The sequence below is a fragment of the Deltaproteobacteria bacterium genome (genome assembly GCA_016213065.1).
Classification (GTDB): Bacteria; UBA10199; UBA10199; order SPLOWO2-01-44-7; family SPLOWO2-01-44-7; genus JACRBV01.
Window position 1 is genome coordinate 1 of record JACRBV010000077.1, and the last position, 21851, is coordinate 21851.

The 21851-nt window shown below is 47.2% G+C and carries 22 protein-coding genes; 12 read left to right on the forward strand and 10 right to left on the reverse strand.

Annotation, left to right across the window (positions count from 1 at the left end; genetic code table 11):
• The first annotated feature begins 157 nt into the window (after positions 1-157).
• Both HY877_04600 and HY877_04605 read left to right on the forward strand, forming a co-directional pair.
• Positions 158-919, forward strand: coding sequence for an enoyl-CoA hydratase/isomerase family protein (locus tag HY877_04600; protein MBI5299557.1), 762 nt, complete (start codon positions 158-160; stop codon positions 917-919).
• 4 nt (positions 920-923) lie between these two features.
• Complete coding sequence (locus HY877_04605; GenBank protein MBI5299558.1) at positions 924-1853, forward strand: glycosyltransferase family 2 protein; 930 nt, start codon at positions 924-926, stop codon at positions 1851-1853.
• An 87-nt stretch (positions 1854-1940) separates the two neighbouring features.
• On the opposite strand, the gene HY877_04610 is transcribed toward HY877_04605, so the two are convergent.
• From HY877_04610 to HY877_04620, 3 genes are all read right to left on the reverse strand, one after another.
• A complete protein-coding gene (locus HY877_04610) occupies positions 1941-3221 on the reverse strand; it encodes a hypothetical protein (GenBank protein MBI5299559.1) in 1281 nt (426 codons plus the stop codon).
• Between the two features lie 69 nt (positions 3222-3290).
• Positions 3291-4610, reverse strand: coding sequence for a flavodoxin-dependent (E)-4-hydroxy-3-methylbut-2-enyl-diphosphate synthase (gene ispG / locus HY877_04615; protein MBI5299560.1), 1320 nt, complete (start codon positions 4608-4610; stop codon positions 3291-3293).
• Positions 4611-4623: 13 nt separating this feature from the next.
• On the reverse strand, positions 4624-5652 hold the full coding sequence (locus tag HY877_04620; protein ID MBI5299561.1) for a zinc-binding dehydrogenase: 1029 nt from the start codon (positions 5650-5652) through the stop codon (positions 4624-4626).
• 71 nt (positions 5653-5723) lie between these two features.
• Between HY877_04620 and HY877_04625 the strand changes: the two genes are divergently transcribed.
• The 7 genes from HY877_04625 to HY877_04655 all read left to right on the forward strand — a co-directional run bounded on the left by HY877_04625 (position 5724) and on the right by HY877_04655 (position 11950).
• On the forward strand, positions 5724-6212 hold the full coding sequence (locus tag HY877_04625; GenBank protein ID MBI5299562.1) for a hypothetical protein: 489 nt from the start codon (positions 5724-5726) through the stop codon (positions 6210-6212).
• A 6-nt stretch (positions 6213-6218) separates the two neighbouring features.
• Positions 6219-7832 carry a ChaN family lipoprotein gene (locus HY877_04630; GenBank protein ID MBI5299563.1) on the forward strand — a complete coding sequence of 538 codons (1614 nt, stop codon included), beginning with the start codon at positions 6219-6221 and terminating at the stop codon, positions 7830-7832.
• Between the two features lie 181 nt (positions 7833-8013).
• Entirely contained in the window at positions 8014-8877 is an 864-nt protein-coding gene (gene prpB, locus HY877_04635) for a methylisocitrate lyase (GenBank protein ID MBI5299564.1), read from the forward strand.
• Positions 8874-10013 (forward strand): citrate synthase, encoded by a 1140-nt coding sequence (locus HY877_04640; GenBank protein ID MBI5299565.1) that lies wholly within the window; start codon positions 8874-8876, stop codon positions 10011-10013. Before prpB ends, HY877_04640 begins: the two co-directional genes overlap by 4 nt.
• Before the next feature lie 128 nt (positions 10014-10141).
• On the forward strand, positions 10142-11275 hold the full coding sequence (locus tag HY877_04645; protein MBI5299566.1) for a hypothetical protein: 1134 nt from the start codon (positions 10142-10144) through the stop codon (positions 11273-11275).
• Positions 11276-11360: 85 nt separating this feature from the next.
• On the forward strand, positions 11361-11549 hold the full coding sequence (locus HY877_04650; GenBank protein ID MBI5299567.1) for a type II toxin-antitoxin system VapB family antitoxin: 189 nt from the start codon (positions 11361-11363) through the stop codon (positions 11547-11549).
• Positions 11546-11950: a PIN domain-containing protein gene (locus tag HY877_04655; protein MBI5299568.1), complete on the forward strand. Its 405-nt coding sequence runs from the start codon at positions 11546-11548 to the stop codon at positions 11948-11950. The genes HY877_04650 and HY877_04655 overlap by 4 nt, the downstream gene beginning before the upstream one ends.
• Positions 11951-12330: 380 nt before the next feature.
• On the opposite strand, the gene HY877_04660 is transcribed toward HY877_04655, so the two are convergent.
• From HY877_04660 to HY877_04690, 7 genes are all read right to left on the reverse strand, one after another.
• The gene (locus HY877_04660) at positions 12331-12699 is read right to left on the reverse strand and encodes a nucleotidyl transferase AbiEii/AbiGii toxin family protein (protein ID MBI5299569.1); all 369 of its coding nucleotides are present in this window, start codon (positions 12697-12699) and stop codon (positions 12331-12333) included.
• The gene (locus HY877_04665) at positions 12680-13504 is read right to left on the reverse strand and encodes a hypothetical protein (protein ID MBI5299570.1); all 825 of its coding nucleotides are present in this window, start codon (positions 13502-13504) and stop codon (positions 12680-12682) included. Before HY877_04665 ends, HY877_04660 begins: the two co-directional genes overlap by 20 nt.
• A gap of 62 nt (positions 13505-13566) precedes the next feature.
• Positions 13567-15270, reverse strand: a complete 1704-nt coding sequence (locus HY877_04670; GenBank protein ID MBI5299571.1) for a hypothetical protein — start codon at positions 15268-15270, stop codon at positions 13567-13569.
• 254 nt (positions 15271-15524) lie between these two features.
• Positions 15525-17153 (reverse strand): chaperonin GroEL, encoded by a 1629-nt coding sequence (gene groL / locus HY877_04675; GenBank protein ID MBI5299572.1) that lies wholly within the window; start codon positions 17151-17153, stop codon positions 15525-15527.
• A gap of 89 nt (positions 17154-17242) precedes the next feature.
• On the reverse strand, positions 17243-17539 hold the full coding sequence (gene groES, locus HY877_04680; protein ID MBI5299573.1) for a co-chaperone GroES: 297 nt from the start codon (positions 17537-17539) through the stop codon (positions 17243-17245).
• A gap of 102 nt (positions 17540-17641) precedes the next feature.
• The gene (locus tag HY877_04685) at positions 17642-17917 is read right to left on the reverse strand and encodes a DUF507 family protein (protein ID MBI5299574.1); all 276 of its coding nucleotides are present in this window, start codon (positions 17915-17917) and stop codon (positions 17642-17644) included.
• 176 nt (positions 17918-18093) lie between these two features.
• Complete coding sequence (locus tag HY877_04690) at positions 18094-18372, reverse strand: DUF507 family protein (GenBank protein MBI5299575.1); 279 nt, start codon at positions 18370-18372, stop codon at positions 18094-18096.
• 85 nt (positions 18373-18457) lie between these two features.
• On the opposite strand from HY877_04690, the gene HY877_04695 reads away from it, so the two are divergent.
• From HY877_04695 to gap, 3 genes are read left to right on the forward strand one after another with little or no spacing between them, the layout of a single operon-like run.
• Positions 18458-19966, forward strand: coding sequence for an MmgE/PrpD family protein (locus HY877_04695; GenBank protein ID MBI5299576.1), 1509 nt, complete (start codon positions 18458-18460; stop codon positions 19964-19966).
• 37 nt (positions 19967-20003) lie between these two features.
• A complete protein-coding gene (gene aroF, locus HY877_04700; GenBank protein MBI5299577.1) occupies positions 20004-20750 on the forward strand; it encodes a 3-deoxy-7-phosphoheptulonate synthase in 747 nt (248 codons plus the stop codon).
• Between the two features lie 31 nt (positions 20751-20781).
• Positions 20782-21786, forward strand: coding sequence for a type I glyceraldehyde-3-phosphate dehydrogenase (gene gap, locus HY877_04705; protein MBI5299578.1), 1005 nt, complete (start codon positions 20782-20784; stop codon positions 21784-21786).
• Positions 21787-21851 lie beyond the last annotated feature (65 nt).

The following is a 21851-nucleotide window of genomic DNA, read 5'->3' on the forward strand; positions in this document are numbered from 1 at the left end:
GTTCCATCCGCCTTTTTCCATGGCGAGCAAAAATCCCAGAGACGCCGCAACACCCACCATCGAGTAGGGCAGATGATGAATTAATTCACGGACGATTCTGACAACGCGCAGTTTCATTGTGGCCAACTAATGAGGGTTCTGCTAGGCAGAAGTCAATATGATTTTAGTTCATCGTGAGGAACCCATTGTTGTTGTTCAACTCAACCGCCCTGAAGCCTTGAATGCCCTAAGTCCGGAATTGATGCTTCAATTGGTGCGCACACTTGAAGAATTGGACCATGACAATGCAATCAAGGCGATTGTTATAACCGGCAGTGACAAAGCCTTTGCCGCCGGGGCGGACATTAAAGAAATGGCGCCGCTTTCGGCCAACGAAATAAAATCGCAAGACCCTTTGGCGATCTGGGACAAAATCAATAAAATTAAAAAACCACTCATTGCCGCGGTTTCCGGTTACACTTTGGGCGGAGGTTGTGAGCTCGCCATGATGTGTGACATCATCGTCGCTTCTGAAACCACAAAATTTGGTCAACCCGAAATCAACCTCGGCATTATTCCGGGCGCCGGCGGCACACAGCGTCTGATCCGTGCCGTTGGAAAATCACGCGCGATGGAATGGATTTTAACCGGCAACACTTTCAGCGCGCAGGAAGCTTTAGCCGCCGGCCTCATCAGCAAAATAGCACCTCCCACAGAATATTTGAGTGAAGCAAAAAAACTGGCGCAAAAAATTGCTTCGATCTCGCCCATCGCCACCGCCACCGCCAAACAAGCGATTCTGAAAGCAATGCAACTTCCTTTGGAAGAGGGACTCAAAGAAGAACGCCGTCTCTTCTATCAACTCTTCGACACTGAAGATCAAAAAGAAGGCATGAAGGCCTTCATGGAAAAACGTAAACCCAACTTCACTGGGAAGTAACGATATGCTTCTTTCCGTTGTTCTTTCTTTTCGCAATGAAGCACCGGTTATTCCGGAGTTGATCAAGCGACTGCAAAATTCCATTCGCCCGTTGAATATTGATTACGAATTGATTTTCGTGAACGATGCCTCTGCCGATAATTCTCTGGAAGTTCTCAAAGAGCAATCAAACGCGGACAAGAATATCAAAATTTTGAACATGTCCCGCAATTTTGGAAATGGTCCCTGCGTTCTGGCCGGCATCCAGCACGCAAAAGGAGACGCGGTTGTGTATATGGATGCTGATCTTCAAGACCCGCCGGAGTTGATTCCAAAAATGTTTGAAGAATTTCAAAAAGGGACTGATGTTGTTTACACCACTCGCTTAAGTCGCAGAGGGGAATCGGCTTTCAAAATATGGCTCACCAAAAAAGCCTACCGTTTTTTGCGCCGCGTGGGAAATATCAACCTTCCCCTTGATTCGGGCGATTTCAAACTTCTCTCGAGAAACGTTGTCGATGAATTATCAAAATTGCGCGAAAAAGATCCGTTTGTGCGCGGCCTTGTCACTTGGGTTGGGTTCAAACAGGTTCCGGTTTTTTATAACCGCGAAGAACGCTTCGCCGGCAAAACGCATTATCCTTTAATCGGCACAGGCCCACTCAAAATGTTTTTGGCCGGGCTTACCTCTTTCTCTTCATTTCCCCTCAAGATGGCTTTAGTAATCGGATTTGTCATCTCCATCCTCTCTTTCCTGTACCTCATCGCAAATCTCGTGATGTTTTTTCTCGGAATGAACATTCCCGGCTGGACGGCTATCATGGCTACCTTGTTGATTCTGGGAGGAACACAACTCATCACCGTCGGTTTTGTGGGACTTTATCTGGGACGCGTCTATGACGAGGTCAAAAACCGCCCCAATTATATCGTCGAGAGCAAAATCGGATTTGAATGATGTTTTGAAAATTTTACAGAGGAGAATCTTGCGCCGACCAGTTCCTCATGCCCAACATCAATGTTTATCTGAAAAGAAAGCCCTGAATTATCTAACGACAATTGTTGCCACCGCTTCGCGTGATGTCTTCAACGTTTCTGCGGGCATTATTTCACTTAAGAAAGCGTCCGCAAGATCCGGGCCAAGAAGTTTTTCCACTCCTTCAACGAAACCCGGGACGACGACGTTTTTGGCTTCCTCCACGGCTTCCCGAATTTTTTGGTTTTCCCGTTCATCTATTGGTTTTGATAACTTTTGCTGTTGTTGACCAACTGGCATTGTCCCCGCAAGATATCCTATAGCAATACGATAGTTGTGGGTTGGGTATAAGTGTCTAAAATCCGGATGTACCGACAGCATGTATCTATCATCTGGTGGCACCGACAGCATATACCCAAGCATTCTGGTGAGAACCTGCAAAACTTGCGGTGAATTTCCGTCCCATCTTGTTATGATGTTCCGTTTAAGTATCTTCAAATATGCTTCTGCATGGGATCTCTCTCCTGCAAACCATGTGGCCACTATTTCTTTCGCAAAGTGTGTATTTTGCTCATTCGGGTCTCTTGCATTGGAATTCGCTTTAGAAAAAAAAACTGCCGCCCACTGAAAGAGTGTGGGCCATTGATAAACAGTGCCACGACTAACCTGTTGGGCTTTTCCCATTTTCATCGCCAAACCTGCTTCCACAAAAAGATTCCCTATTCGGGAATAATCCTCTGCTCTTCTTCTAGTTCCAACTGAAATAGCTTCTGCCAAGACAATCAGTTTGACAACGCCGTCCCGAACTTTTCCCTCGGCAATGAGTCTTCCTGCTTTTTCTATTTGACGAGTTTCGGCCTTTGCGGCGGTGGGTGCCGCACTCGCCCCCTGAGCACGCAACCCTTCGGAATTTGGTATTGCACGTTTTGGCACCACAGGACTTCCAACACCGTCGCCCACTCTTGCTTCCTGATTTCCTCTACGGCCAGCGCCAAAGACTGACGCTAAAGCCGCTTGTGGGTTTGGATTGAATCGAACCGATGCACGCGAAAGAGGCGAACTGGTTCGTGCCTGCATTAATAATTGTTGAACGCGCGCACCATCTCTTGAAACCACTTGATAAACAGCGGCGGCAAATTGTTCTCTGGAAATATCAGTCCCAATACTCCGAGGATTTTGAAGCACCGCAAGAACTCCAGACAACTCATCCAAACCACCTGTTTCAAAAACCGTCCCCATCAAAGCAAGTTGGGGATTTGTTAGGCTTCCACTTAAAAGAGTTTCCGAAAAAGCATCGGGACTGACAAATGTTGGAAAAGATGTTTCTGCTGTTAAGGCGGTGGCAACCATTTTTGATCTCCTTTATGAGCGTGACGGAAGCCGTATAACAGCGAAAATTTATTATCAACAGGTTTTCTGTTATTTGTCATCCCCGCGCAGGCGGGGATCCAGTTTTTTAAAATTTACTGGATTCCGGCCTTCGCCGGAATGACATTTTCCACCACTTCCGGAATGACACAGAGGAATCTGCCCATACTTTTTATCCACGTAATTTTCGACGAGCTTTTTGAAGGTGGTCATCAATTCCGGGCCTTCCAGCGTTGCCACTTTTTCTCCATCTACAAAAACAGGGGCTTTGGGATTTTCGCCATTTCCCGGAAGGCTGATGCCAATGTCGGCGTGTTTGGATTCGCCGGGACCGTTCACAATGCAACCCATCACGGCGATTTTTAAAAACTCAATGCCCTTGTAACCCTTCTTTTTCCATTCGGGGAGTTTGGCCGTGAAAAATTTTTCCATATCCTGAGCCATTTCCTGAAACAACGTGTTGGTTGTACGACCACAACCCGGGCAGGATGTAATGCTGGGGCGAAATTGCCGGAGTTCCAAAACCTGCAAAATATTTTGGCAGACATACACCTCTTCCGTACGCGAAGCGCCCGGAGCCGGCGTTAAAGAAACGCGAATTGTGTCGCCGATTCCTTGTTGTAAAAGACAGGCCAATGCGGCGGTGGAAGCCACGGTACCTTTGAGTCCCATCCCTGCTTCGGTGAGTCCCACATGAAGCGCATAGTTGCATCGTTCGGCAAGCAGTGTGTAGGCGCGGATTACATCGGGCACATGACTCATCTTGACGCTGATCACAATTTTGTCTTCCGCCAATCCGTAGTCGCGGGCCATTGTCGCCGAAGAAAGAGCCGACTCCACCATGGCAGACACCATGACATCATTCGCCGGTTTTGGGTTTGGCCGTTTTGCATTTTCGTCCATCAAACGATTGGCGATTGATTGATCCAGTGAACCCCAGTTCACACCAATACGAACGGGCTTGCGATATTTCAACGCCACTTCGATCATCTGTTTGAAATTTTTGTCGTGAGTTTCGCCGAAGCCGACGTTGCCCGGATTGATGCGATATTTATCAAGTGCCTCGGCACAATCGGGATATTTGTTTAAAAGAGTGTGGCCGTTGTAATGAAAATCACCAACAAGCGGCACCCTGCAATTCTTGGCCAGCAATTTTTCTTTGAGAAGTGGAATCGCCTGCGCCGCCTCTTCGTTATTGACCGTAAGGCGAACCAATTCCGAACCGGCATCCGCCAACTCTTGGATTTGCGCCGCCGACTTTTCAACATCCGCCGTATCCGTGTTGGTCATCGACTGAATAACAACAGGATGCCCACCGCCCATTGTTACGGACCCTACTTGCACCGCGATTGTTTTGTGCCGGACTACCATAGGGTACCTGTTACTATATGGTTAAAATGACTTTTCCGAATTGACTGCCTTTTTCGATATAGCGATGGGCTTCTGCTACTTCTTTGAGAAGGAATTCTTTGTCGATCACCGCTTTTAATTTCTTTTGACGAAACATGTTGAGAATTTCGAAGAGCTCGCCGCGGCTGGCCATGGTGGAACCAATGATTTGCTGATGTTTGTGAAAAAGATAATTCAGGTCAACGGACACGTGGGCGCCCGTTGTGGCTCCGCATGTAACAATTTTGCCGCCATTCGCAAGACTTTTGAGACTCTCTTCCCATGTTGCGCGGCCCACATGTTCCACAACAACATCGACCCCGCGTTTTTCGGTAAACTCTTTCACTTTTTCTGAAATTTTTTCTTTGTAGTGATTGATAGTAAATTCCGCGCCCAGTTCTTTTGCCTTCGCCAATTTTTCTTCACTGCCTGCCGTGGCAATCACGCGGGCGCCGTGAAGTTTGGCGATTTGAATCGCGGCCGAACCCACGCCGGAACCCGCCGCCAAAACCAAAACAAATTGCTCCGGTTTCACCAACGCTTTGGTGACCAACATGTGCCAAGCGGTCATGAAAACAAGGGGGATGGCGGCGGCTTCTTCATAATTCAAACCTTTGGGGATTGGAATTACATTGCGACGCGGAAGCGAGATCATTTCAGCATCACAGCCATTGCAGGTTTCTCCCACAATGCCGTAATCGGGACATAGATTGTCATCCCCATTCACGCATTTTTCGCAATTACCGCAACTGATGTTGGGAATGATTAAAACTTTGTCGCCCACGGCGAGATCTTTGATCAACTCCCCTTTTCCAACAACAACGCCGGCGCCATCGCTTCCGGGGATGATGGGAAGAGGAACTTTCCATCCGGGAATCCCCTGACGCACCCAAATATCAAGATGATTGATGGAGGTGGCCTTGAGCTGGACCAAAACATCCTCTGAACCGCAGACAGGATCGGGGATATCCTCGTATTTCAAGACTTCGGGGCCACCATGTTGATGAATACAAACCGCCTTCATTGGCGTCCATTTATCTTCACCCTTTCATTTTGTAAACAATTTTAATAAAGAGAATCCACCAAGGGGGAGCGATGAAACAACAATTTCTGAAACTTTTTTTTCTTGTCATTTTATCTGTCGCATCGGCCCAAGCAGTATTGGCCCAAACCCGAGACGGGACCTTCCAATTCACCGCGGGAGCCGGCGGCGGATGGCATTCACCGGTCCGATTTGATCTGGACATCAACGGCGAATATTACTGGAACGACAATATCTCCATCGGTCTCGATTTTGATATCTTTCTTGGTAGCACCAACTCCTTCGACTTCATTCCGTTCGCCCGCTATCATTTTGATCTCAAGCGCTGGCCCCGTTTTTCGCCGTATGTGGGAACGGGTATGGGGGTTTTGTTCAACACAAAAAATCAAAGTTGGTTTGATTTTATGCTCCCGGAACTTGGTTTTTTCTATGAGTTAACGCCTCATTTTTACATAGGCCCCAATGCCTCCATGCACGTCTTGGCTGGTTCCACCAGCACGTGGGACTTCCAGACGGTGGGACAAGTTTCGTACCGGTTTTAAAAAATTATGATTTTAAGCCCCAGAGAAGAATTGTTACAAATTCAGAAGTCTCTTTTTCGCCATAATCAAAAATTTATTGAGGAGTCAATCCTTATCAAAGAGCCCGGCTTCGATCTCTACGAAAAAACCTATAAACGCTGTGTCAAAAATTTTGAGGCCATTGCACCCATTGAAGAAATGTTTCAGGCCATTGACAAAGCTGACATTGTTTATGTGGGCGATTACCACACCTGCAACCAATCCCAACGATCTTTTTTGAGAATCCTCAAGGCCATGTCCCGAAAAAAACATGAATGGATTTTGGGGTTGGAACTCCTTCACAAACGCCATCAAAAAATTATCGACAGCTTCATGAATGATAAAATTTCCGAGCCCTCTTTTTTAAAGCGGGTGGGTTTGAGAAAACACTGGGTGTTTGATCTTTGGGAAAATTTTAAATCTCTTTTTGATTTCGCGAAATATCATGCAATTCCCGTTTTTGGGATTGATGCCGCGGCAAAGGGGGCCACCATCAGCGAAAGAGACAGCGCCAGCGCTAAGTTGATTGCCCAAATGGCGAAACTCAATCCCGGAAAAAAAATATTCATATTCATCGGTGATCTTCACATCGCCCCGCCCCATCTTCCCAAAGAAGTCAACGCGGCTTTGAAAAAATTGGGTCTGCAAAAAAGAGAATTGATTCTCTATCAAAATAGCGAATCGATTTATTGGCGACTTGTTAAACAAGGGCTTGAAGATCTTGTCGAGGTGGTGCGCATCGACGAAAAAAGCTACTGCAGAATGCACACGCCTCCGGTCATCAGCCAGCGTTCTTACCTGAATTGGCTGGAACATGAAGAGGGAGAAATTGATTACGCCGATCCGAAACACAGTTTTCTGGAATTGGTCGATCGCATCAGTCATTTTTTAAAAATAGATATTGGAAAAGAAAAAGATCGAATAGAAGTTTTTACCTGCGGTGATCTTTCATTTTTGGATCGCATCAAGGAGAGTGGGCGTTTTTCTCCGGAAGAATTCAAATCCATCAAACGGCAGATCATTAACAGCGAAAGTTATTACATTCCAAAATTGCGGTTTGCCTATCTCTCCAATCTTTCCATCAACCATGCCGGTGAAGAGGCGGCCCATTTTATTAAACATATTTGTTCCGGAGAGGAAAAACCCAGAGAGTCTTTCGACGCTCTCTATGCTAACATTTTGCACGAAGCGCTCGGATTTTTTGGTTCGAAAATTATCAATCACAAACGCAAATGTTATCATGAAAAAGATTTTCAAAAACTTCTCACCTACTTCCAGAATATTTCTCCTACCGCAGAGCGCCGTTTGGAATATGAAACAGCGCTGGTTGTGCAAGAGGCGAAAAAACTTGAATCAGAGGGAGAGGCGATCAGCGATATCGGCATCTTAAGCAAACGCCCCGATCTTTTTTTCACGGTCTCTCACGCGCTGGGTTATATGTTGGGGGACAAACTCTATTACGCCCTGCTCGACAACCAAATCAGCAAAACCGAAATGAGACACCTCTTCTACGACCCGTGGAAAGGCTACGGAAAACCATTCCAAACCTACTGGTCCCTGCTACAAAAAACCCAATCCACCAAAATCCCAAAGAGGATGTAAAAACTGGTTCTTTCTTGTTGTCATCCCCGAATGTTTTAATCGGGGATCCAGTAAATATTAATACGGGCTGGATTCCCGCTCCCTGCCTACTACTTGCAGGGACAAGCTTCGCGGGAATGACAACCTTAACATCCTAACGTAATACTTGATTTCACAGTCATAATGGGTTCTAAACCCCGCTGTGAATTACTCCAAAACATTTCGGGAGTTGCTTAAGAAAAAGCCGCTTGTCCTTCCCGGCGCGTTTAATCCGTTGGTTGGGATGTCCGCTAAGCAGGCGGGTTTCAAGGCGCTCTATCTTTCCGGCGGGGCTTTGTCGGCCTCTCTTGGAATTCCGGATATCGGGCTTGTTACATTAACAGAGCTAGCCCAGCATGCTTATGCCATTGTGCGCGCCTGTGAACTTCCTTTGCTGGTCGACGCCGACACGGGTTTTGGCGAAGCCGTGAATGTTTATCGCACCGTGCAAATGCTCGAAGGAGCTCATGTGGCGGGTTTGCATATCGAAGATCAAGTGCTCCCCAAACGTTGCGGTCATCTGGAAGGAAAACTGCTCATTTCCAAAGAGGCAATGTGCGAAAAAATCAAAGCCGCCGTTGCAGGCCGCAAAAATCGCGATTTTTTTATTATGGCGCGCACCGACGCGCACAACGTGGAGGGCATTGAAAGCGCCATCCAAAGGGCCAAGGCCTATGTTAAAGCGGGAGCCGACGGCATTTTTCCAGAGGGATTAACCTCTATTAAAGAATTTTCCGAGTTTGCGAAAGCATTTCCAAAAACACCGCTATTGGCCAACATGACTGAGTTTGGCAAGACGCCGCTCATTGACGTAGATCAGTTTGACAAAATGGGCTACTCCATCGTTATCTTTCCCGTCACTTCTCTTCGTCTGACCATGAAGGCCGTTGAAAAAGGATTCTTGGCGCTGAAAAAAGAAGGGTCCCAGAAAAATCTCATCGAAGAAATGCAGACACGAAGTGAACTTTATAAACTATTAAACTACGACGCTTACGTCGCGTTGGACAAAAAAACGAGGTACAAATGACAACACCAACACAAATCCCGGGTTATTCTCCGGGTCTGGAAAACGTTATCGCCGGACTTTCCGCCATTTCCAAGGTCGATCCCGCGGGGGACGAGCTGATTTATTACGGATACAAGGTCAGCGAGCTCTGCGAAAAATCATCTTTCGAAGAAGTTTGTTATCTCCTGCTTTACGGCAAACTTCCAAACGCCGCCGAATTCAAAGAATTTCAGAAAAAACTTTTGGAGGAACGAAGTGTCCCCGGAGATTTGATTCAATATCTCTCCAACCTTCCGAAAAAAGCACACTACATGGATATTTTAAGAAGTGGTGCCTCCAACTTGAGTCATTATGATCCCCAATGTGAAAGTAACGAGAAAGAAGCGGAGCTGGCAAAATCGATCCGCCTTATTGCAAAAACTCCCGTTCTTCTTGCAGGAAGAATCCGCGCGCAAAGGGGGGAAAAACCCGTTGCACCACACGCAACTCTCGGGTTTGCCGCCAACTTCTTGTACATGGTGACAGGAAAAGAACCCGACGCCGATTTTGCAAAAGCGTTGGATGCTTCATTGATTTGCTACGCAGAACACGGCTTCAATGCTTCTACCTTCACGGCGAGAGTCATCGCATCAACATTGTCGGATCTTCATTCCTGCATCTGCGGCGCCATTGGCGCTCTTAAAGGACCGCTTCACGGTGGAGCAAACGAGCAAGCTATGTATATGCTCCAGAAAATCGGCGAACCCGCAAAAGCAGAGGGTTGGATCAAAGAACAACTTGCCAAAAAAGCAAAGATCATGGGATTCGGTCACCGCGTCTACAAGAAAAAAGATGCAAGAGCTCCGATCCTCAAAGCATTTGGTTGGAAACTCGCCCAAAAACTGGGCGAAACAAAATGGCACGAAATTTCCAACATCGTCGAAAAAACAATGATGTCCGAGAAAAAACTTTTTCCCAATGTGGATTTTCCAGCGGCGCCTCTTTATTTCCTCTTAAATCTTCCCATTGAAGTGGATACACCGTTGTTCGTGGTGGGAAGAATGCCCGGCTGGTGCGCGCATGTGATGGAACAGCGCATCGGCAACCGTATCATGCGCCCCGAAAGCCAATACACCGGTCCGGAATCAAGAGATTACGTTCCGATGGGGAAGAGATAGATAGAAAATCATTGACAACGTCATTGCGAAGAGCGTAAGCGACGAAGCAATCTCCCTCGGACACAGATGGAGATTGCCACGGCCCCTATGGGGCCTCGCAATGACACGAATCGAAAGGATTTGCTAATATGGTAGTAACGGAACCTGTATCATTTTCCCAGTATTTTATCGATGCGGTTTCTTTAGCTTCCGGTTTTGAAAACGTCGCAGTGGACAACGTAGGAGTTGCTGACGTCCTTGGCGTTTTGGAAAATTCTGAATCCTCTGATAGAACTTTCCTTTTTACAAATACAGCCCTTGAGACTTTACTTCCCGCCTACAAACAAGCCGCGGCAGATGGCAACAGAGATCGCATGCAACGACTTGGATCTTTGATTGCCCTAAACATTCGTGAGCATGCTTCTACATTTAACAGGTTATTAGCCGCTTCGTCACCGCGCGCGAATGGGACTGGCGTTACAGGCAAACGTTTTGGTTCTGCTGAAGATGCTGTAGCGGCATTGGGACCACATGCCGCCGGAGAAGCAACACCCGTAAGACCCGCAGAAAGGGCCGCCGAAATTCCTGCAACCATGGCAATGGTGAGTGCGGCGGAATATTTGCGAGGATTAGAAGGCGAAGAGATTCCTCCATGGATAACGACTGTTCCAAGTTTACCTGAGATGTTGGCCGTATTTGCTGGACTGCCCTTTACTGCAGTTGGCGTATTCGGGTTTTTTTTAGCAAATGGATTAGTTAAAATGTCACTTCAGTCCATCGCAGAGACCTACACTCTCTTGACTCTGGGCATAATTTTCCTTGGATATGGAGGATATAAATCCCTAACTCTTCACAACCTGCGTCAGTATGTCAGACGTCCTCCTCCGGCACTTTATGATCGCAAGACAGGAGAAGTCATGGCACCAACCTTGGCAAGATTTAAACAGGGCGCGGTCCCGCTTTATCCTGTTGATAAGGAATATGATGTTGAAATCCTCCCCGTTGGAAGCCATGTTCTTTTGAAGGATGTTCGTGTGTCTGTTTTGAATGCAACTAATGCAGATTATCCCAACTTCGTTTTTTTTCAGATTAAGTTTCCTGCAACAGAAGCGGAATTTGCACTCTTCGGCATTTATCAGGCAAAAACCGGAGAAGAAGCGGAAGCGGCTAAAAGAACATTCCAACAAGGGCCTGTGACTTTCGTCGGCACCCTTCATAAAGATAAATCCGGATCTCCCGAAATCAAAGTCGTCCGCATCCTCGAAGAATCAAACTCAGATTGAACAAAAAAATTCCACGCAATAAATATGTTGACAGGTGTTTTTTTGTTTTTTACCATACATCCTAGATATGTCTAATAGAACATCAATGAACATACCAAAACAGCTTCTACAGGAAGCGGTAAAAGTCAGCGGGGCAACCACGCAGACGATGGCTGTCGTGCTGGGTCTTGAGGAATTGATCCGCAGGAAACGGCTGGAAACCCTTTTACAACTTAAGGGTTCCGGCGCCCTCGGTCTTTCCCAAAGGAGCTTAAAAAGGATGAGACGGCGGTGATTGTCCTTGTAGACACCTCCGTTTGGATTGAATTTTTCAAGAAAAGTTCATTTGCCGAATCTGCACAATTGGAAATGTTGATTGAAGAAAGACGCGTGGCTACGTGTCTTCCAATCCGGGCCGAAGTTCTCTCGGGACAGATGTCTTCCCAAAACCGCCTTGTTGTTTCTCAAGCCTTTCAATCTATGCATCAGCTAAACCCTGATTGGAATAAGCAGGAAACATGGGAAAAAATAATCGAGTTTGCACATTTAGCGTGGCGAAATGGATTTGGAATCCCCGGTATAACAGACCGAATGATTGCATTGGCTTCCAAAGAAACGGGCGCGGCACTGTGGACGTTAGATAAAAAACTGAAGAAACTTGCAGAAACGGCAGGGATCACCAATTTCGAAGCTTAAAACTCAGCCATTGTGGTGAGGTAGGTGAAAAAAATTCCTTCCTTATTTCTCTAAAAAAAAACGCAACTTTTCCTTCCGCCTGCCGATGACAATATGGCATCTCTGAATGTCATCCCTGCGAAAGCAGGGATCCAGTACTGGATTCCGGCACCTGCCCCGTACTGCGATACGGGGTTCGCCGGAATGACAAATGAGAAATGGGAATGACAAAGTAGAAAGGATTCATAATCGTGGCAGGGGAATTTGTATTAGCTTCCAATTATTTGGCCGATTCTGGCGCTTTGGCCTCGGGCTTTGAGGGCGCCGCGCTGGGCGGTGCAGAGGCTTTTAGTGTTATTGGTGTTTTGGAATCCCATGATGGAATTACTCTTTCCGCCAATTCAACTGAGCGGGTCCTCAATCCGCATTTCCGGAAAGGTTTCGGGAATCGAGTCAACAAGATGACACAGCGGCTTCGCGGCCTTGCTACGCACACTGCGTATAGCGTCTGATTTCATGGAAATAACGAAATCCAAATCCTCGCTCAGCCGGTAGAAATCCGCGTACACTTTGCTCAAGCAAGTCCCTCCCTTGAACACGAGCGACGTCGCGGCATCTTTACAAAGGTGTGACAAGAGGAGCGAGCAATAGTAGTCTTTCTCAACAAGCGTGGTGCCGAAATTGCTTTCACGAGCCGTAAAGAGAACCGCCTCTCGAAAGAGAGGTCGATCTTCATGAAACAGACAAAAGTCAGAATTCGATTGTGTCATTGATGATGATCCCCCAATATTTATCTGTTGCACCCCGTGCGGGTTTCCGTGGAACGAGAGGAATTAACGAGAGAGCTCCACCTAACGAATCCTTCAATTTCCGCAGGCTCTGTTTTGAAAATCCATTGTGCATCAGCAGACAACCAATACGTCTGGCGACAGCAATGTTTCCAGAGTCAACGACCGCATTGACAATTTGAGTCGCAAGTCGCTTGTCCTTTTTCGTCGCCGCCACAATCCATGAAAAGGCCCTCGGTAGAGTATTGAATCTCGACCAGTCATAAACCGCATCTACCAACGCCTTGGGTTTGGATGCGATATAAACTGAAACCCCGGACGCATCTTTCAGCAGGTTGCTTCCTTTGAGCCTTTCCTTGGAGGTCCTGATGAAGATGAAGCGGTAACCGCCAATCGTTTTACCCTCTGAAATACGGTCGTTATAAATATAGAGAATATTTGGAATCTGTTCGTCGAAACCGTATCGATGGAATGCCGATGGGCCACTCACCTGGTAGGTAGCTTTTTCGATCTCCATATATTTTGACAAAATGAAATATTCGCTCACGCTGATCCGCCCGCTGGGAGGGAGCTGTGGAGGGACATAGTAAATCCCTCGTTTAATGCGAACGATTTGTCCCTTGGTTTCCAGTCTAAAAAGAAGGGCATATTCTTGAGACTTCGACAATCCAATTCCCTCGACGAGGTCGCCAACTCGCAAAAACTCTTTTTTACGGAATTGAACGTAGGCAATCGACCTGAGTTCCAATTCCCCAAGGCTTTCCTGTTTGCGTTTGTTCTTTATCATATATTGGCTTGTTTGCTTAATAGATAAATAACCTAATAAATCGTAAAAAACAACCGCAAAAATTAAAACTCAATCATCGCGGTGAGGCGGGTGGCGAAGGCTATGGAGGCTTTGTCGGCGGGGATGGGGTCCACAATGTTTCCCGGATTGGTGAGCGTTACATCAATATTATATTCTTTTCCGGGAATCAGCACGCCCGCATCAAATGCGGTGTAGAGGTTGTGGAAGAAAAGCGCCTCGGCGCCGACATCAAATTCGAGACCATACCATCGTTTCAACAGAGAACTCGCGTTCTCAGAAATGGTCGGCAAATTGGCATTATTGAGCAGTTGACTGAAATTCAAATTGACGTTTTTCTTTGGCGCCCAAGCCGTGGTGATATTCCCTCCAACTTTAAGCCAGTCGGCCTGTGGAATGGCGTCACGCACATCCAGTGTGTGTTTGTAGCCGGCCGATAAATACAACGCATTGTTGATAAAGTTTCCCGTGATGGGAACGCCGCCCGTGAGTTTGCTGTTCACGGTTGGGTTTGTTGCCGTTCCTCCGTAGAGAGACGGCGAAGTTCCCAAAGGCATATCAAACATCATTAAAGCAATGCGATAATCGGGACGAAAACCATATTGAGTGATGCGACTCGACAAGGGACTTGAATCACCACTGGCGTAACCGGTTTTGGCATTCCACTCACCGCCCCAATCATAACTTCCCGTTGCTTCAAAGGCGGCCATAAAAACGCGAACGGGTTGTTTTGCCGGAAGATTAATGATGCCCGCTCCAACGCCGCTACTTGAAAAAGTGCTGAAGGGAATGGCGTTGATTGCAAGACCGGTGCTGATTTTTCCGCCCAGATAAACTCCTTCCAATTGGAAAGTGTATTTGTCAAAAGAATAGCGGCCGTAAACATCACCAAAGTACATGAGCGTGTCGCCATCAATCCCGCTTGCGACGGTGTTTCCTTTTGCATCCGTTGCGGTCATGGTTGTTCCATTCGAACCGCTTCTTAAACGAACACCGGAAAAAGTTCCCGCAGACCAAACTGGTTCTTCATACAAAAGAAGGGCTCCAACCTGTTTTGCATTTTGTCCGTTATCACGGACCACTCCACCAAGACCCTGAATGCGCGGATCGAATTGGGCTTCAAAGGGAATATCAAAAAAAACTCCTGTTGAAAGATTGCCGACAGTTCCAATCTCAAATTGAGACAGATACATCATGCGATCTGCCGAATCACCAAAGTCATCTTGTCTGCCGTCTCCATCATTCTGAAAAATTCCCAAACCCCAGTGGGAAGGTTGCCGACCCAGTTTAAATTTTCCAATCGGTGTCAAAATTTCCATCCACGCGCGCCGTACATTGATGGCACCATTTTCTCCGGCGGATCCACCCACCTCTCCGATGGTGCCCGCTCCGGCTGGCAACGTCAGCGTTCCCACCACCGGTGACAAAATTTGCAAATTTTTGTTCGCACTTTGTCCAAAAACAATGTTGTCCAAAAAGTCGAGCTGGGAATAGACGGCAAGGTTATCGTTGATTTTTAATATCGGACCTATGCGAAAACGCATTTCACTAAACTGGATGGTTCCGAAGCGGTCGTTGTTATGCGTGATGCCACTGTTCGGAGTTTGCAAATCAAGGTCGTGCGTCAATTCCGCGCGGTTGCGATAATAGCCGGTCACGCCAAAATCAACGGCGAAAAGCGGAGTGGAGAGAAGAAACAAAGATACAATCAGAATCCATTTGTCATTGCGAGCCCTTCGCTTTGTCATTCTGAGCGAAGCGAAGAATCCCGAGGGCTCAGGGTAAACTCCGCGAAGCAATTTCCCAATAGATTGCTTCGTCGTCCTTCGGACTCCTCGCAATGACATCCCCCACAAAAACATGAACGTTTCTTAGCATAAAAAATAAAAAGGGGAAGTGGCTTTTACACCACTTCCCCTCTCAACAATTCATTTTCTATCCCACCGCGCTACTCGCGCTATGGGATTTCCTCGGCCACCCACTTCGTGGGTTCCCGCCTCGGTCACATTCCGTAATCGGGCGGCATGTGCGGCATTGCGGGAGCATTTTTTTCGTCTTTCGGTTTCTCTGCAATGGCCACTTCTGTTGTGATCATCAAGCTCGCCACCGAGGCCGCATTCTGCAATGCAGAACGGGTCACTTTGGTTGGATCGATGATACCAGCATTGATCAAGTCTTCAAAAACACCGGTGTCGGCGTTGAAGCCTTCGGCTCCTTTTGATTCCTTGATTTTGGAAACAACGACAGCGCCTTCTGAACCAGCGTTGATTGCAATCTGTCTTGCGGGTTCTTCCAGTGCTCTGCGAACAATGTTGATTCCGAATTGTTCGGCTTCGTTGATTCCTTTGAGATTTTCAAGAGCGGAGAGGGTGCGAATGTAGGCAACACCGCCTCCGGGAACAATACCTTCTTCCACCGCGGCGCGTGTGGCGTGGAGGGCGTCTTCCACTCTGGCTTTTTTCTCTTTCAATTCGGTTTCTGTTGCGGCGCCAATATTAATGACGGCAACGCCACCGACCAGTTTGGCCAGACGTTCCTGTAATTTTTCTTGGTCATAATCGGATGTAGTATTTTTGACCTGTTCGCGGATCTGTTTCACGCGGGCTTCAATGTCTATTTTCTTGCCGGCGCCGTCCACGATGGTTGTGTTGTCTTTGTCAATGGTGACGCGTTTTGCGCGGCCCATATCTTCGATCTTCACGTTCTCAAGTTTCAAACCAAGCTCTTCGGCAATCAATTTGCCACCGGTTAAAACGGCGATGTCTTCGAGCATGGCTTTTCTGCGATCACCAAAGCCCGGGGCTTTGACTGCGGAAACTTGCAGTGTACCACGAAGTTTGTTGACCACGAGAGTTGCGAGCGCTTCTCCTTCGATATCTTCGCCGATGAGCAAAAGCGGTCTGCCCAATTTGGCAATCTGTTCCAAAACGGGGAGCAGATCTTTCATTCCGGAGATTTTCTTTTCGTTGATGAGGATCAATGGATTTTCAAGAACGCATTCCATTCTTTCCGGATCGGTGACGAAGTAGGGGGAAAGATAACCGCGATCAAACTGCATTCCTTCCACCACATCAAGTGTGGTTTGCATTCCCTTTGCTTCTTCAACGGTGATGACACCCTCTTTGCCGACTTTTTCCATCGCTTCGGCAAGGATGGTTCCGATTGTGCTGTCGTTGTTCGCGGAAATGGTGCCGACTTGGGCAATTTCCTTCTGGTCTTTGGTTGGCTTGGAGAGCTTTTTCAATTCGCCAACGACCACATCAACCGCTTTTTCAATACCGCGTTTCAAACCCATGGGGTTGTGACCGGCGGCAACCAATTTGGAGCCTTCTGTGAAAATGGCTTCGGCCAAAATGGTGGCGGTGGTGGTTCCGTCGCCTGCAACATCGGATGTCTTGCTGGCAACTTCTTTGACGAGCTGAGCTCCCATGTTTTCAAATTTATCGGTGAGCTCAATATCTTTGGCAACCGTCACACCGTCTTTTGTGATGACGGGGGAACCAAATGATTTTTCCGAAATAACATTACGACCTCTTGGTCCCAGTGTCGCTTTGACAGCGGTGGCCAAAACATGAACGCCGCGGAGCATCTTCTCTCTGGCGTCTTGCTGAAACAAAATTTCCTTTGCCATATAAATCTCCTTGTCTATTTGACTCCGCAAACTCTACGAGTTTGCTTCGCGGCCGGCCGAGCCGGCCTTGACATTAATAATTAATGAAATTACCCAATTACTCCCAAAACATCGTCTTCACGAATGACGATGTACTCTTCTCCGTCGATCTTGACTTCGGTTCCCGAATATTTGGAGAAAAGGATTTTGTCTCCCGCTTTGACATCAAGGGGCTGAACTTTTCCATTTTCCAAAACTTTGCCGTTCCCCACGGCCAAAACTTCACCTTCTTGTGGTTTTTCTTTTGCGGTATCGGGGATGATAATACCACCTGACGTCTTCTCTTGTTCCGTCAGACGACGAACAACGAGACGGTCCTGCAATGGGCGAATCTTGAGTTGCGCCATAAACTTCCTCCTTTTGCTGGTTTTTAGCACTCACACCATGAGAGTGCTAACATTTTCAAAGTGGCGCTTATATAATGATGGGGCCTCGCGAAGTCAAGGGGTTTAGAGACCTTTTTTGTGGAGTTCTTCTTCGAAGTATTGGCGGTAGAGGATGTCCCATTCGCGGGAGCCTTCTTGGACATTTCGTTTAAGGGATTCCACTTTGTGGCGGATTTGGGCGTCTATAGCATCCAAAAAAGAGCCAAATTCATGAATGGCCTGTTTGATGCCGGTCAAAACTTTGCGTTCTTCGACAGCCATCTGCATCCCTCCTTTAGATTTGAGGGAGTTTAGGATCAGGTGAGAAAAATGATTGATACGATCTTCGGATAGAAACATAATTTTACAATTACCTCCAATTGAACGGGTCCTGCACTTAACGTCTGTCATCCCCGCGAAGGCGGGGATCCAGCCATTCATTTCCGGTTCCCACATCTGGATTCCTGCTCCCTGCCTACTGCCTGCAGGGACAAGCTTCGTAGGAATGACAGAAAAATATAGGTCTCTATAATGTTCTACAATACAAAATTTCTTTCCTTCGCTAGTTGTTTTTTGATCATTGAGAGAGCTCTTTCTTCATCTATATTAAGTCCGATTTTCTTTTTGTTTTGTTCGAGAAGTTTTTTGGCGTCGTCGATTAATTTTTCTTCTTCTGCCGCGTTTTTTTGGAAGAGACCGACGATTAGTTCGGTTAATTCCTCATCCGTTTTTTGGAATGTTGCCAGTTTTTTCTGGTGCAGTTGTTTTATAACGTGTTTGGCCAGAGCTTCGAATTGACTTGATTTAACGCGCATGAACCCTTGCTACAAATAAATCCCCATTTATGCAAGGAGGGGTTTTCAATTGCGTCCCTTCATTTTTTCGGCTAGCTCAAGCGCCATGCGAACACTCAAAGTCAGGGTATCTCCCTCAAAAGAAAAACTTCCGAAGGAAAAACAGTTGGCGTGGGCTTTGGCGGAATTGGCCTCGAACAATATAAAGGCCGACCCGGAAGCCGCGGAAATGGTGGGGAACCGGATCATTGATAATGCGAGCGTTGCGATTGCCGCCATCAACCGCAAACCCGTGATGGCCGCCAGACAACAGGCTCTCGCGCACCCGCGCGCAAATGGCGCCACACTTTTTGGACTCACCAGCGATCAAACTTTTGAATGCGAATGGGCCACTTGGGCAAACAATGTTGCGGTGCGCGAGCTCGACATGCACGACACTTTTTTAGCGGCCGACTACTCCCATCCGGGAGACAACATTCCCGCCTTGATTGCCACGGCGCAACAAACCGGAAAATCGGGAAAAGATTTGACGCTGGGAATTTTAACCGCTTATGAAATTCAGATGAGTCTTGTGCGCGCCATCTGTCTGCACGAATTTAAAAAAGATCATATCGCCCACTTGGCGCCCGCCATCGCCGGAGGATTGGGAACACTTTTGAAACTCGACACCGACACTATTTTTCAGGCGATCAATCAGGCGGTGCATCTTTCTTTTTCAACGCGTCAATCACGCAAAGGAGAAATTTCAAGTTGGAAAGCCTACGCTCCCGCCTTCGCCGGCAAACTAGCGGTGGAAGCGGTGGACCGGGCCATGCGTGGTGAAAAATCTCCATCCCCAATTTATGAAGGAGAAGAAAGTGTCATCGCGTGGATGTTGAAAGGAAAAGATGGGGCCTACACGGTGACACTGCCCAATGTGGGAGAATCCTGTCGCGCCATTCTCGATTCTTACACCAAAGAACATTCGGCCGAATACCAATCGCAGGCGTTGATTGACCTCGCTTTCAAATTGCATCACAAAAAAATCGATGCTTCGAAAATTAAAGAAATTGTGATCTACACAAGTCATCACACGCATTATGTTATTGGAACGGGGTCGCAAGACCCCCAAAAATTTGATCCCGATGCCAGCCGGGAAACTTTGGACCACAGCTTGATGTATATTTTTGCCGTCGCTTTAGAAGATGGTTTCTGGCACCATGAAAAAAGTTATAACAAAGAACGAGCCCACCGCCCTTCCACTCTGGAACTCTGGAAAAAAATTCGAACGGAAGAATCAAAAGAATGGACCGAGGCCTATCATCATTCAGACCCGAACCAGAAAAAATTTGGAGGAGAAGTTATTCTGATGATGAAAGATGGTTCCGAGATACGCGAGAAAATGGGAAACGCAAACGCCCACCCCAACGGGGCAAAACCTTTCAGGCGCCCTCAGTACATCCACAAATTTGAAACCCTCACAGAAGATATTGTTGCGGATGAAGAAAAAAACCGTTTTTTCAAACTGGTGGAACAACTTCCAACTTTGACCACTCCACAAATCAAACAACTCAATGTGGTGTTGAAACCTTCTCTTTTGCAAGGCGCACAAAGAGACACCAAGGGGATTTTTTAATTCCAATCTCCTTGACATTCCTCAACTGTTCAATACGATGCGCCCGCAAATGAATTTCGCTGATTTTCTAAAAAAGAAACCTTTTATTATTGCTGGGCCTTGCGCTGTGGAGACTTCAGCTCAACTCCTCGCTGTGGCAAAAGCGGTGCGCGATGCCGGAGCACATGCGTTGAGAGGCGGTGCTTTCAAACCGCGCACGAGCCCGCACTCTTTTCAGGGATTGGGCGAGGCGGGATTAAAACTCCTCGCCAAAGCAAGAGAACAGACGGGCCTCCCCATCGTCACCGAACTTTTGGACACGCGGGATGTAATGCTCGTTGCAGAATATACCGACATGATTCAAATTGGTTCCAGAAGCTCGCAGAATTTTCCATTATTAAAAGAGGCGGCCAAAACGCAAAAACCGATTCTCCTTAAAAGAGGATTGGCAATGACAGTAGAAGAATGGCTCGCCGCCTCAGAATATATTTTGGAGAGCGGTAACAACCAGATTATTCTTTGCGAGCGCGGCATCAGAACGTTTGAAACCGCCACGCGCCACACACTCGATTTGAATGTCGTCCCCCTTTTAAAAGAAAAAACAAACCTTTCTGTTATTGTTGATCCTTCTCACGGGACCGGCAAAGCATCCCTCGTTCCGGCAATGTCTAAAGCCGCGTTGGCCTGCGGGGCAGATGGCCTCCTCATTGAAGTCCACCCCAATCCGTCCACCGCATTAAGCGATGGCCAGCAATCACTCGATATTCCCGCTTTTCAAAAGTTGATGAAAGAACTGTTGACTTAAAGCCCTTTGAGTGGCTAAAAAGCCCACCGCTATGACAATCCGCATTGGAATTAATGGTTTTGGACGCATCGGACGCATTGTTTTGCGCAAAGCCATGAAAAACCCCGACATAGAATGCGTCGGCATTAACGACATCGTCCCCCTTGCCACTCTCGCCCACCTTTTTAAATACGATTCCACGCACGGGCGTTATCAAGGGACCGTTCAGGTTGCCGAAAAGGGTTTGACGATTGACGGAAAAACAATCCCCGTTTTTAGTTCAAAAGAGCCGTCGCAAATTCCATGGAATGAAGCAAAGGCCGACATTGTTTTGGAATGCAGTGGGCGCTTCACCAATAAAGCCGGCGCAGGCGAACACATCAAAGGGGGCGCGAAAAAAGTAATTATCTCCGCCCCCGCCACCGACCCCGACGCCACATTTGTTTTCGGCGTCAACCACACCTCTTATAATCCCGAAAAAGACACGGTCGTTTCCAACGCGAGTTGCACCACCAATTGTTTGGCTCCGCTTGCTTATGTTCTGCACAAAAATTTCTGCATTGAAAAAGGTTTCATGACCACCGTTCACTCTTACACCAACGACCAACACATTTTGGATGCGCCTCACAAAGATTTGCGCCGCGCACGCGCAGGAGCCATCAATCAGATTCCCACAACCACCGGCGCCGCGAAAGCGGTGGGCTTAGTTCTTCCCGAATTAAAGGGAAAACTGGATGGTTTTTCCATCCGGGTTCCCACAGCAAATGTTTCCTGCACCGATCTGGTAGTCCTTGTGAAAAAAGAAACAACGTCCGATGCTGTTTTGAAATCTTTGAAAGAAGCGGCAAACGGTGAACTCAAAAATATTTTGGGAGTAGAGACGGAAGAACTGGTCTCCTCCGATTTTATTGGCGACACCCGTTCTTCCATTGTAGATGGCCCTTGCACAAAGGTGATGGGAAATCTTGTCAAAGTAATTTCGTGGTACGACAACGAAACAGGTTTTAGTTGCCGCATGCTGGATCTCGCCAAGTATATCGGAGAGAGGAAAAATTAAATATCAAAAATCAAAAATTAAAAACACAAACAAAAAATAAAAAATTTCTAAATTTTGGTTTGTGT

Excerpts from the sequence above, each read along its gene's own strand:
- HY877_04600 (MBI5299557.1), top strand. The coding sequence starts at position 158 with ATGATTTTAGTTCATCGTGAGGAACCCATTGTTGTTGTTCAACTCAAC.
- HY877_04605 (MBI5299558.1), top strand. The coding sequence starts at position 924 with ATGCTTCTTTCCGTTGTTCTTTCTTTTCGCAATGAAGCACCGGTTATT.
- HY877_04610 (MBI5299559.1), bottom strand. The coding sequence starts at position 3,221 with ATGGTTGCCACCGCCTTAACAGCAGAAACATCTTTTCCAACATTTGTC.
- ispG (MBI5299560.1), bottom strand. The coding sequence starts at position 4,610 with ATGGTAGTCCGGCACAAAACAATCGCGGTGCAAGTAGGGTCCGTAACA.
- HY877_04620 (MBI5299561.1), bottom strand. The coding sequence starts at position 5,652 with ATGAAGGCGGTTTGTATTCATCAACATGGTGGCCCCGAAGTCTTGAAA.
- HY877_04625 (MBI5299562.1), top strand. The coding sequence starts at position 5,724 with ATGAAACAACAATTTCTGAAACTTTTTTTTCTTGTCATTTTATCTGTC.
- HY877_04630 (MBI5299563.1), top strand. The coding sequence starts at position 6,219 with ATGATTTTAAGCCCCAGAGAAGAATTGTTACAAATTCAGAAGTCTCTT.
- HY877_04640 (MBI5299565.1), top strand. The coding sequence starts at position 8,874 with ATGACAACACCAACACAAATCCCGGGTTATTCTCCGGGTCTGGAAAAC.
- HY877_04645 (MBI5299566.1), top strand. The coding sequence starts at position 10,142 with ATGGTAGTAACGGAACCTGTATCATTTTCCCAGTATTTTATCGATGCG.
- HY877_04650 (MBI5299567.1), top strand. The coding sequence starts at position 11,361 with ATGAACATACCAAAACAGCTTCTACAGGAAGCGGTAAAAGTCAGCGGG.
- HY877_04660 (MBI5299569.1), bottom strand. The coding sequence starts at position 12,699 with ATGACACAATCGAATTCTGACTTTTGTCTGTTTCATGAAGATCGACCT.
- HY877_04665 (MBI5299570.1), bottom strand. The coding sequence starts at position 13,504 with ATGATAAAGAACAAACGCAAACAGGAAAGCCTTGGGGAATTGGAACTC.
- HY877_04670 (MBI5299571.1), bottom strand. The coding sequence starts at position 15,270 with ATGACAAAGCGAAGGGCTCGCAATGACAAATGGATTCTGATTGTATCT.
- groL (MBI5299572.1), bottom strand. The coding sequence starts at position 17,153 with ATGGCAAAGGAAATTTTGTTTCAGCAAGACGCCAGAGAGAAGATGCTC.
- groES (MBI5299573.1), bottom strand. The coding sequence starts at position 17,539 with ATGGCGCAACTCAAGATTCGCCCATTGCAGGACCGTCTCGTTGTTCGT.
- HY877_04685 (MBI5299574.1), bottom strand. The coding sequence starts at position 17,917 with ATGTTTCTATCCGAAGATCGTATCAATCATTTTTCTCACCTGATCCTA.
- HY877_04690 (MBI5299575.1), bottom strand. The coding sequence starts at position 18,372 with ATGCGCGTTAAATCAAGTCAATTCGAAGCTCTGGCCAAACACGTTATA.
- HY877_04695 (MBI5299576.1), top strand. The coding sequence starts at position 18,458 with ATGCGAACACTCAAAGTCAGGGTATCTCCCTCAAAAGAAAAACTTCCG.
- aroF (MBI5299577.1), top strand. The coding sequence starts at position 20,004 with ATGCGCCCGCAAATGAATTTCGCTGATTTTCTAAAAAAGAAACCTTTT.
- gap (MBI5299578.1), top strand. The coding sequence starts at position 20,782 with ATGACAATCCGCATTGGAATTAATGGTTTTGGACGCATCGGACGCATT.